Origin of the sequence: Elioraea sp., from assembly GCF_051860475.1 — a bacterium.
Taxonomy (GTDB): domain Bacteria; phylum Pseudomonadota; class Alphaproteobacteria; order Acetobacterales; family Acetobacteraceae; genus Elioraea.
In genome coordinates, this window is the sequence record NZ_JBHYDW010000117.1 from 1 (window position 1) to 10,097 (window position 10,097).

Below are 10,097 nucleotides of genomic sequence, written 5' to 3' on the forward strand. Positions count from 1 at the left end.
GGAGCTCGCCGGGCTGCGGCGCGCCGTCCTGGTCGCCGGCCTGCTGACCCTGCCGGTGTTCCTGGTCGAGATGGGCGCGCATCTCGTGCCCGCGATCCACCATCTGGTGATCCACACGATCGGCACGCAGTCGAGCTGGCTCGCGCAGTTCGCGCTGACAACGCTCGTCCTGTTCGGCCCGGGCCGGCGCTTCTACCGCGCCGGCATCCCCGCGCTGCTGCGCGGCGCGCCGGACATGAATGCGCTGGTCGCGGTCGGCACGGGCGCGGCCTACGCCTACTCGGTGGTCGCGACCTTCGCAGCGTCGCTGCTGCCTCCGGGCACCGTGCATGTCTATTACGAGGCAGCCGCGGTGATCGTCACACTGATCCTGCTCGGCCGCTTTCTTGAGGCCCGTGCGAAGGGCCACACCTCGCAGGCGATCCGGCATCTGGTCGGGCTGCAGCCGCGCACCGCGCGCGTGCGCCGCGGCGGCGCGACCATCGACGTCCCCGTGCTCGAGCTGCGCGCGGGCGACGTCGTCGAGGTCCGACCGGGCGAGCGGATCGCCGTTGACGGCACGGTGATCGAGGGATCGAGCTTCGTCGACGAGTCGATGATCACCGGCGAGCCCGTACCGGTCGAGAAGACCGACGGCGCCGCGGTGGTCGGCGGCACCGTGAACCAGACCGGCGCCTTCGCGTTCCGCGCCACCCGGGTCGGCAGCGATACGGTACTCGCGCAGATCGTCCGCATGGTGCAGCAGGCGCAGGGGGCGAAGCTGCCGATCCAGGCGCTCGTGGACCGGGTGACACTGTGGTTCGTGCCCGCCGTGATGGTGCTTGCGGCCGCGACCTTCCTGGCCTGGCTGCTGGTCGGCCCGCAGCCGGCGCTCACCTTCGCCCTGGTGAACGCCGTCGCCGTGCTGATCATCGCCTGCCCCTGCGCGATGGGGCTCGCCACGCCGACCTCGATCATGGTCGGCATCGGCCGCGCGGCCGAGATGGGCATCCTGTTCCGGCACGGCGAAGCGTTGCAGCGTCTGAAGGACGCGCAGGTGGTCGCGTTCGACAAGACCGGCACGCTGACCAGGGGCCGCCCCGGGCTGACCGACCTGATCGCCGTGCCGGAGGTCGACCGGCGCGCGGTCCTGGCCGCGGTCGCCGCGGTCGAGGCGAGGTCGGAGCATCCGATCGCGCGCGCGATCGTCGCGGCGGCCGCGGCCGAAGCGATCGACATCCCGTCGGCCACGGGGTTCGAGGCGATCCCGGGCTTCGGTGCCCAGGCCTCCGTCGCGGGGGCGCGCGTCGCCGTCGGCGCGGACCGCCTGATGGCGCGGCTCGGCATCGATCACGCGGCGCTCGCAGCCGACGCGGCGCGGCTGGCAGGTGAGGGCAAGACCCCGCTCTACGCCGCGATCGACGGCCGGCTCGCCGCGGTGATCGCCGTGGCGGACACGCTCAAGCAGGGTTCCGCCGACGCCATCGCCACACTGCACCGTCTCGGCCTGAAGGTGGCAATGATCACCGGCGACAACGCGCGCACGGCCGAGGCGATTGCGCGCGCGGCCGGCATCGACGAGGTCATCGCCGAGGTGCTGCCCGACGGCAAGGTCGAGGCGCTGGCCCGGCTGAGGGCGCGCTACGGCCGCGCGGCCTTCGTCGGCGACGGGATCAACGATGCGCCCGCCCTGGCGGCCGCGGATGTCGGGGTTGCCATCGGCACCGGCACGGACATCGCGATCGAGACGGCGGACGTGGTGCTGATGTCGGGCGACCTTGGCGGGGTGCCGCGGGCGATCGCGCTGTCGCGGGCGACTCTGCGCAACATCCGCCAGAACCTGTTCTGGGCGTTCGCCTACAACACCGCGCTGATCCCGGTCGCCGCAGGCGTCCTCTATCCGGCCTATGGGGTGCTGCTGTCGCCGATGCTGGCGGCGGCCGCGATGGCGCTCTCCAGCGTGTTCGTGGTGACGAATGCGCTGAGGCTCCGCCGCGTCCGGCTCGACCGGGCGCACGCGGCGTGAGGATGGAGGCTCAACGGATGATGACCATCGGCGAGGCGGCGAAGGCATCCGGCGTGTCGGCCAAGATGATCCGCTACTACGAGGCGGTCGGCCTGATCGGTCCGGCCGCGCGTTCGGAGTCCGGCTATCGCCACTATGCGGAGCAGGACGTGCACACGCTGCGCTTCATCCGACGCGCGCGCGATCTGGGTTTCAGCATGGACGGGATCGCCGGGCTGCTCGCGCTCTGGCGTGATCGGGCCCGCCACAGCGCCGACGTGAAGCGGCTCGCCGAGCAGCATGTGGCCGCGCTCCGCCGCAAGATCGCCGAACTCGACGCGATGGCCGCGACACTCTCGACCCTCGCCGCGCATTGCCACGGCGACGATCGGCCGGAGTGCCCGATCCTCGCCGACCTCGCCGACACGACGCCGGATCGCCAGCCGGACGGCGGCGCGCGAGGTCAGGCGCGGCGGCCGGGGCCGGAGCGGCTCAGGCGGCCTGATCCCAGGCCGGCGACCAGGACGGATTGACGAAGCGCCGGTCCTTGGGAAGTGCTGCGATCGCGGCGCGGTCCTCGGTGGTCAGGCGCAGATCGAGCGCGGCGAGATTCGCGCGCATGTTCTCGCCCCGGCCCGACTTCGGAATGGCCGCGACACGGTCCTGCTCGAGCAGCCAGGCAAGCGCCACCTGCGCACCGGAGGCGCCGTGGCGCCGGCCGATCCCGGCCAGCGCGGGATCGTCGACGAGCCCGCCCTTGCCCAGCGGCGAGTAGGCCGTGACCGCGATGTCGTGCGTGCGCGCAACGCGCAGCACCGGCTCCTGGCTCAGCATGACGTGGTACTCGACCTGGTTGCAGGCCACGGGCGCGCCGGTCGCGACTGCCTCCTCCAGCAGGGTGGCGGGGAAGTTCGCGACGCCGATCGCGCGCGCAAACCCACGCTCCTTCAGTCGCGTCATCGCCGCAAGCGTCGGCGCGAGCGGGATCTGGGGGTTGGGCCAGTGGACGAGGAACAGGTCCACGTAGTCGAGACGCAGCCGCTTCAGGCTTGCCGCGAGCGCGGCGCCGGGATCGCCGAGATTGGTCCACCACACCTTGGTGGTGACGAACACCTGCTCGCGCGGCACACCGCCATCGCGGATGCCCTGCCCGACCGGCTCCTCGTTGTCGTACATCTCGGCGGTGTCGATGTGGCGGTAGCCGAGCCCGATCGCCTCGGCAACCGCGCGCGCGCAGTCGGCACCTTTGAGCGCCCAGGTGCCGAGGCCGAGCTTGGGCATCGCGAGGTGCGCGGTCTCGATCACGTGCATCGGTGTCTCTCCTATCGCGGGGCGAAATCGACCAGGGCGGCGAAGCCCGTTTCGGTACCGAACGCAAGCCAGCGCCCATCGGCGCTCCAGGCCAGCGCGCTGACCGGCCCGTTGCCCGGAGCCGCGACCGGCAGCACCTTGCGCGAGGCGATCTCGGTCAGCAGCACAAGCCCGTCGGCGAAGCCCGCGGCGATCACCTCGTGCTCCGGGTGGCAGGCGACACGGGTGACGAGCACGGCGTCGCCGCCGGCAAGCTCCTCGGGCGCCTTGCCCATCGGTCCGTCGCCGCTGAAAGGCCAGCAGACGATGGTCTCGGCGCCGCTGGTAGCAAGCCAGCGCCCCTTGGCGGTGAACGAGAGCGATTTCGTCTTCGCCGGATAGCCGCTCATGCGCATGTGGGCCCCATCGGCGACGCGCCAGCCGTGCAGCGCGTTCTCCTGCATGGCGGTCACGACGTAGCGCGCATCGGGGCTGATCGCGACCGCGGTGTGGCTGCCCTTCCAGGCGAGCGCGGTCGGCCGGTCCTCCCTGGCGGCGACGAACCAGAGCGAGGCGCCGTTGTAGTGGCTGACGGCGAGGCGGCGGCCCTTGGCGTCGGTGGCGATCCCGGTGGCGGTGCTGGGATGGGTGAGGGTCTTGAGCGCGTGGCCGGCGGGGTCGAGCAGGTGCACCGCCTTGCCGATGGCGGCGGCGCGCCAGGCGCCCTTGCCGGGGTAGGCGAGCACGTGCTCGACCCATTTGCCGGGCCAGGCGGCGAGCGTGTGTGCGCCGTCGGCTTCGCAGCGGCGGAGCTGACCGTCATCGCCGCCGGACAGGAAGCCGCCGGGCGCGGCGTCGGCGCAGAGGGCGAGGCAGGCGCCGTCATGCGCGGCGATCGTGATCGCCGTGTTCGGGTCGGCGAGCGCGGCGATGCGCACGCTGCCGTCGCCGAGGGCGAAGGCGGCCTGCCGGCTGTCGGTGTCGAACGCGGCCGCGACGACGAACGCGTCGAGCGTGTGCGTTGTGCCGCGCGTGTCGAGCAGGAAGTTCGCTGCGGGGGGGTCTGGGGGGGCAAGCGTTGCCCCCCCCGTGCCTTTCCTGTCCGTCACGCCTTACACGCCTCGAAGCCCTTGCGCAGCACGGGCCGGCTGAGATTCCGCCCGATGAACACGATCTTCGAGACGCGCTCCTCGCCTTCCCTCCACGGCCTGATGAAGTCGCCGTCGGCGATCATGTGCACCGCCTGGAAGGCGAAGCGCCGGTCCTCCCCGGGATAGGCGAGGATGCCCTTGGTGCGCAGCAGGTCCTGCCCCTTCTGCGCGAGCAGCTCGGTCACCCAGGCGTTGAACTTCTCGGGATCGACCTCGCCGCCGATCGCCACGCTGATGGAGGTCACCTGGTCGTCGTGTTCGTGGTCGGATTCGGTGAGGAAGTCGGGTTCGTTGGCGAGGATGCGGTTCAGATCGAACGCATGGCGGTCGAGCACGGCATCGAGCGGCACCGCGGCGCGCTCGGCGCGGTGGATGGCGGCGTAGGGGTTGATGGAGCGGATCGCGTCCTCGACGGCGGCAAGCTCCTCGGGTGTCGCGAGATCGGTCTTGTTCAGCACGATCACGTCGGCGAAGGCGACCTGCTCCTGTGCCTCGGCGGAGTCGGCCAGCCGCGCCGGCAGGTGCTTCGCGTCCACCACGGTGACGATGGCGTCGAGCTTCGTCCTGGAGCGTACGTCCTCGTCGACGAAGAAGGTCTGGGCGACGGGCGCGGGGTCGGCGAGGCCGGTCGTTTCGATGATGATGGAGTCGAACCGGTCGCGCCGCTTCATCAGCCCGCCGAGGATGCGGATCAGGTCGCCGCGCACGGTGCAGCAGATGCAGCCGTTGTTCATCTCGAACACTTCCTCGTCGGCGTCTATGACGAGGTCGTTGTCCACGCCGAGCTCGCCGAACTCGTTGATCACCACGGCGATCCGCTTGCCATGCTGTTCGGACAGGATGCGGTTGAGCAGCGTGGTCTTGCCGGCGCCGAGATAGCCGGTCAGCACGGTGACGGGAACGGGCGAGGACGGGTCGCTGCCGGCGTCGGTCGGCATGGGATGGCGGTCTCCTCCGGGGGTGATGGACGGAGATATAGGGGCGCGGCCCTGGGCCGGCCAAGCCGGCCGGGCGGCTGCCCCGCGCTCAGCGCACGGCCAGCTCGGCGCGGCGGCGACGGAGCTGGGCCGCGGTGTCGGCAACGGCCCTGCGGAGCGCGGGGAGATCGGAGCGACGCTCCAGCACAGCCGCCACGGCCGCGGCGACCCGGCTCGCGCCCAGCCCCTCATAGGCGCCGGCGAGGTCGCGCAGCGCCTCGTCGAGCGCGTTCGCGTCGCCCCGCGCGGCGGCCGCCTCGGCCCGCGCGAGTGCGGCGGCGCCGGCGCCGATCTGCCGCTCGACAAGCCGCGCGAAGTCGACGGGCGCGAGGGTGGAGCGGACGAGGGCGAGGGTCTGCTGGTCGATCACGGGCACGTTGTCGTCGTGCGGCGCCGTGGCGGGGCCGCGGATGCCCGGGACGGCGCGCGCCAGCGCCGACAGCAGTTCGCTGGTCGCGACCGGCTTCTCGATCACCGCGGCCATGCCGGCCTCGAGGAACGCCATACGCTGCTCCGGCAGGACATGCGCGGTGACGGCGATCACCGGGACCTGGCCGACAGGGGGCGGCAGGGCGCGGATCATCCTGGTGGCCTGGACCCCGTCGATCGCGGGCATCTGCACGTCCATCAGCACCGCGTCGTAGCTGGCCGCGCCGATCATGCGCAGTGCCTCGCGCGCATCCGCGGCAACGTCGCAGCTGTGGCCGTGGCGCTCGAGCATCGCGGCGAGCAGGCGCCGGTTGGTAGGCACATCGTCGACGGCCAGGACGTGGAGCGGGTGCGAGACGATCCCGGCCCGCGTGGGCCGCTCGACACCGTCATTGGTGGCCGGGACGAAGGGGAGGACGCAGCGCACGGTCTCGCTCCGGCCGCCGCCGGCCCGCAGCCGCACCAGGCGTCCGCCGAGCGCGCCCGCGAAGGCGGCCACCGCGGCCAGGCCCTCGGCGAGATCCTCGCCGGGCCAGGCCTCATGCAGATCGACCGGCTCGAACGCATCCGCCGGCAGGGTCGCTGCCGCGGGGTCGCCCACCTCGGCACCGAGCCCGCCGGCCTCCTGGGTGACACGGAGCATCAGGGCGCCGCCGGGACGCAGCGGCAGGCAGCGCAGCACCAGCATGCGCAGCAGCGTGGCGACACGCTCGCCGTCGCCGATCCAGGACGCCGGCACCGTCGGATCGCGCGAGACCATGACGCGGCCGCCCATCTCGGCGATCCGGCCATCGAGCCCGCGCACCGCCCGTGTTAGCGCCTCATCGACCGAGAACGGCACCTCGGCCGGTGCCGCCCGTCCTTCCACCAGCGAGGCCGCATCGAGCAGCACGTCGGCGCTCGCGAGCATGTCGTCGGCTGCGTCCCGCGCGGCCCGCACCGCGCGCGCATGCGACGAGTCGAGCCCCGGCTGTTCGAGAATCAGCCCGAAGGTGCCGGCGATCCGATGCAGCGGAGCGGCGATGTCACGGGCGGCCGCGGCCAGCAGCGACGGCCCGACCGGGTCGGGCGCGCCACCGGACGCCGCCGCGTGCTGCGCGGCGGACGGTTCCGCCGCCTCGCCACGCCGGCGCGTGGCGACGGTGGCGCCGAGCAGCACGATGAGGCCAAGGGCAAGTCCGGCGGCCAGGAGCTGGACGCGGTCGGCGACGCGCACGGTTCGCGTGAGCCGCACCAGCTCCAGCCGATGCGCCGCGCCGGCCGACGCCGCGAGCTCGACCAACGGCTCGCGCAGCGGCGGGAGGAGCCGCAGCATCTCGTCCACCGCCGGGGGCGGCATGTCGACCGCGATCGCCGCCGGCAGGTCGAGCGACCGGCCAAGCAGGTCATCGATGCGCGCCTGGAACGCCAGCAGCCGGTCGAGCGTGGCCTCGAAGCGCGGCAGGTCAGCGAACAGCGCCCGCTCCTCGGTGCTCCGCAGTGCCGCGATCCCGGCGATGAACGCCTCGTAACGCTGGCGGAGCACGGCCGGCGGGCCGCCGGCCCGGGTCTCCAGCGCGGTCGCGTGAAGCTGCGCCTGGCCAAGGGCCAGCTGTGTCGTCAGCCGAGGCGCCACGTCCATCGCGCGCAGGATCAGCGGCTGCACCGCGCGATCGCGATACAGGTTGAGGCCGAGGGCCGCGAGCCCGGAGAGCAGCGCCAGGGCGACAAACGCGCCGCGCCACCGCCAGAGGACGTCAGCGAGCGACCGGCGGAGGGGGTTCACGGAATGGACCCGCAGGTCCGGCTCAGGCCGGCTCCGCGCGGATCGCCCGGTCGAGGGTGTCGACGATCCGGTCGACATGCGCCCGCTCGATCGTCAGCGGCGGCGAGAGGGCGACGATGTCGCCGGTGACGCGCACCAGCAGGCCGTCGTCGAAGCAGCGATGGAACACCTTCATCGCGCGCTCGGTGGGCCGCCCCTCGCGCGGGGCGAGCTCGACCCCGCCGATCAGGCCGACGTCGCGCACGTCGATCACGCCCGCGGAGCTGCGCAGCCCGTGCATCGCGTCCTGCCAGTAGGGCTGGAGCCCGCGCACGCGCCCGGCGAGGTCCTCCTCGCGGTGGATGCGGATCGCCGCAATCGCCGCGGCGCAGGCCAGCGGGTGCCCCGAATAGGTATAGCCGTGGAAGAACTCGATCCCGCCCGGCACGCCGTTGACCACGGTGTCGTACACCGCGTCCGTGGTCGCGACCGCGCCCATCGGCACGGCGGCATTCGTCAGTCCCTTGGCCATGGTCAGGATGTCCGGGACGACACCGAAATGCTCGGCGGCGAAGCCCGAGCCCAGGCGCGAGAAGCCGGTGATCACCTCGTCGAAGATCAGCAGGATGCCGTGCTTCGTGCAGAGCTCGCGCAGGCGCCGGAGATAGCCCTTGGGCGGCACCAGCACGCCGGTCGAGCCGGCGACCGGCTCGATGATCACCGCGGCGATCGTGTCGCCGTGCAGCTTCACCAGGTCATCGAGCGCATCGGCGAGATGCGCCCCCCACTCGGGCTCTCCGCGGCTGAACGCCTGGTGCGCGCGCGAATGGGTGTGCGGCAGGTGATCGACGAAGGGGAGCTGGGCGCCGAACTGGCGCCGGTTGGCGACCATGCCGCCCACGCTCATGCCGCCGAAGCCGCAGCCGTGATAGCCGCGCTCGCGGCCGATCAGGCGCACACGCTGGCCCTCACCGCGCGCGCGATGATAGGCGAGCGCCATCTTCAGCGCGGTATCCGCCGCCTCGCTGCCCGAGTTCGTCCAGAACACGCGCTCGATCCCGTCGGGCAGGAACTCGGCGAGCGCGGCCGCCGCCTCGAAGGCGATCGGGTGGCCCATCTGGAAGGTGGGGGCGAAATCCATCTCGTCGGCCTGGCGCTTGATCGCCTCGGCGATCTCGCGCCGGCCATGCCCGGCATTGACGCACCAGAGCCCGGCCGTGCCGTCGAGCACCTCGCGGCCCTCAGGCGTGTAGTAGTGCACGCCCGAGGCGCGCGCGAGCAGGCGCGGGCTCGCCTTGTAGGCACGGTTCGCCGTGTAGGGCATCCAGAAGGCGTCGAGATTGTTGGGGCGGAGCGTGACGTTCATCGGGGGCCCTCCAGACGGGTCGGGGCAAGGTGACATCGGACCAACGGCCCGGCAAGCCGATCAGCCGAAGGCGAGCGCGGCCCTGAGCAGCAGGGCGTCGTTGCCCGGCGCGGCGATCAGCGAGAGGCCGACGGGCAGGCCATCCACCGCGGCGAGCGGCAGGCTCACCTGTGGCACCTGCGCCGAGCCGGCGATGCAGGTGAGCGTGCCCGCGCGGGTGCGCAGCGGCCACATCAGGCGGCGCGGCAGATCGCGCGGCGGCGCCGGGAAGGGCGTGGTCGGCAGCGCGATCACGCCATCCGTGCCGCAGAGCGCGGCGAGACGCGCGGCGTGGCGGCGGCGACGCTCCATCGCCGGGCCGCGCCGGTCGGGCGGGATCGCCGCGCCGCCGGCAAACGCCGCCGCCACCTCCCAGGCGAGCCGCGGGTTCTCCTCATCCAGCCAGGGTGCGAAGGTGTCGTAGGCCTCGCGCGCCTGCAGCGTCTGATGGTTCGCAAACAGCGCCGCAAGCCCCTCGGGCGCGACGTCGATGCGCGCGACCCGCCCCATCGCGGCGGCGATGCGGTCGAGCGGGGCGCGCAGCGCGGCGGCGACCGCGCCGTCGGCGACGGCAAAGGCGTCCTCGGCGATCAGCAACCGCGCCGGCGGATGCTCCGAAGGCGCGTGTCGCAGCAGCACCTCGCCCGCGCGCGCCAAGGTCGCGGCATCGCGCGCGAACCAGCCCACCGTGTCGAACAGCGGCGATTGCGGGATCACGCCGTCCATCGGGATCGCCCCGACCGTCGGCCGCATGCCGTAGAGGCCGCAGAACGAGGCCGGCACGCGCACCGACCCGCCGGTATCGGTGCCGAGGGCGATGTCGGCGAGCCCGCCCGCCACCGCCGCCGCCGAACCGGAGGACGAGCCGCCCGGCACGCGGCCAAGCGCGCGCGGATTGACCGGCACGCCGTAGTGCCGGTTCTCGCCCATCAGGCCGCGGCTCACCTCGTCGGTGATGGTCTTGCCGACCACCGTGGCACCGGCCGCGCGCAGCGCCGCGACCGCCCAGGCATCGGTCTCCGCCGGCCCGCGCCCGCCCGGCCAGTCGGGTGTGGAGCCCGCGGTCGGCGCGCCCTCGACGTCGAACAGGTCCTTCACCGCCAGCGTGAGGCCGGAG

The 10,097-nt window shown here is 73.0% G+C and carries 8 protein-coding genes; 2 read left to right on the forward strand and 6 right to left on the reverse strand.

Annotated elements, in window-relative coordinates; all coding sequences use genetic code 11:
• Both ACTIFU_RS17615 and cueR read left to right on the forward strand, forming a co-directional pair.
• The coding region (locus ACTIFU_RS17615) for a copper-translocating P-type ATPase (RefSeq protein WP_439579625.1) at nt 1-2,005 on the forward strand (2,005 nt) is incomplete at its 5' end.
• Between the two features lie 17 nt (nt 2,006-2,022).
• Complete coding sequence (gene cueR, locus ACTIFU_RS17620; RefSeq protein ID WP_439579626.1) at nt 2,023-2,517, forward strand: Cu(I)-responsive transcriptional regulator; 495 nt, start codon at nt 2,023-2,025, stop codon at nt 2,515-2,517.
• Here cueR and ACTIFU_RS17625 read toward each other — a convergent pair.
• The 6 genes from ACTIFU_RS17625 to ACTIFU_RS17650 all read right to left on the reverse strand — a co-directional run.
• Nucleotides 2,477-3,295, reverse strand: coding sequence for an aldo/keto reductase (locus ACTIFU_RS17625; protein ID WP_439579627.1), 819 nt, complete (start codon nt 3,293-3,295; stop codon nt 2,477-2,479). The genes cueR and ACTIFU_RS17625 overlap by 41 nt on opposite strands.
• A gap of 11 nt (nt 3,296-3,306) precedes the next feature.
• Nucleotides 3,307-4,383, reverse strand: a complete 1,077-nt coding sequence (locus ACTIFU_RS17630) for a WD40 repeat domain-containing protein (protein WP_439579628.1) — start codon at nt 4,381-4,383, stop codon at nt 3,307-3,309.
• Nucleotides 4,380-5,363 (reverse strand): CobW family GTP-binding protein, encoded by a 984-nt coding sequence (locus ACTIFU_RS17635; protein ID WP_439579629.1) that lies wholly within the window; start codon nt 5,361-5,363, stop codon nt 4,380-4,382. The genes ACTIFU_RS17630 and ACTIFU_RS17635 overlap by 4 nt, the downstream gene beginning before the upstream one ends.
• 88 nt (nt 5,364-5,451) lie before the next feature.
• Nucleotides 5,452-7,596 (reverse strand): response regulator, encoded by a 2,145-nt coding sequence (locus ACTIFU_RS17640; RefSeq protein WP_439579630.1) that lies wholly within the window; start codon nt 7,594-7,596, stop codon nt 5,452-5,454.
• A 22-nt stretch (nt 7,597-7,618) separates the two neighbouring features.
• Entirely contained in the window at nt 7,619-8,941 is a 1,323-nt protein-coding gene (locus ACTIFU_RS17645) for an aspartate aminotransferase family protein (protein ID WP_439579631.1), read from the reverse strand.
• Nucleotides 8,942-9,001: 60 nt separating this feature from the next.
• On the reverse strand, nt 9,002-10,097 hold a 1,096-nt coding region (locus ACTIFU_RS17650), incomplete at its 5' end, for an amidase (RefSeq protein ID WP_439579632.1).

What these genes read in the sequence shown, in the direction of transcription:
- cueR (WP_439579626.1), top strand. Translation starts at nt 2,023, where the DNA reads ATGATGACCATCGGCGAGGCGGCGAAGGCATCCGGCGTGTCGGCCAAG.
- ACTIFU_RS17635 (WP_439579629.1), bottom strand. Translation starts at nt 5,363, where the DNA reads ATGCCGACCGACGCCGGCAGCGACCCGTCCTCGCCCGTTCCCGTCACC.
- ACTIFU_RS17645 (WP_439579631.1), bottom strand. Translation starts at nt 8,941, where the DNA reads ATGAACGTCACGCTCCGCCCCAACAATCTCGACGCCTTCTGGATGCCC.
- ACTIFU_RS17625 (WP_439579627.1), bottom strand. Translation starts at nt 3,295, where the DNA reads ATGCACGTGATCGAGACCGCGCACCTCGCGATGCCCAAGCTCGGCCTC.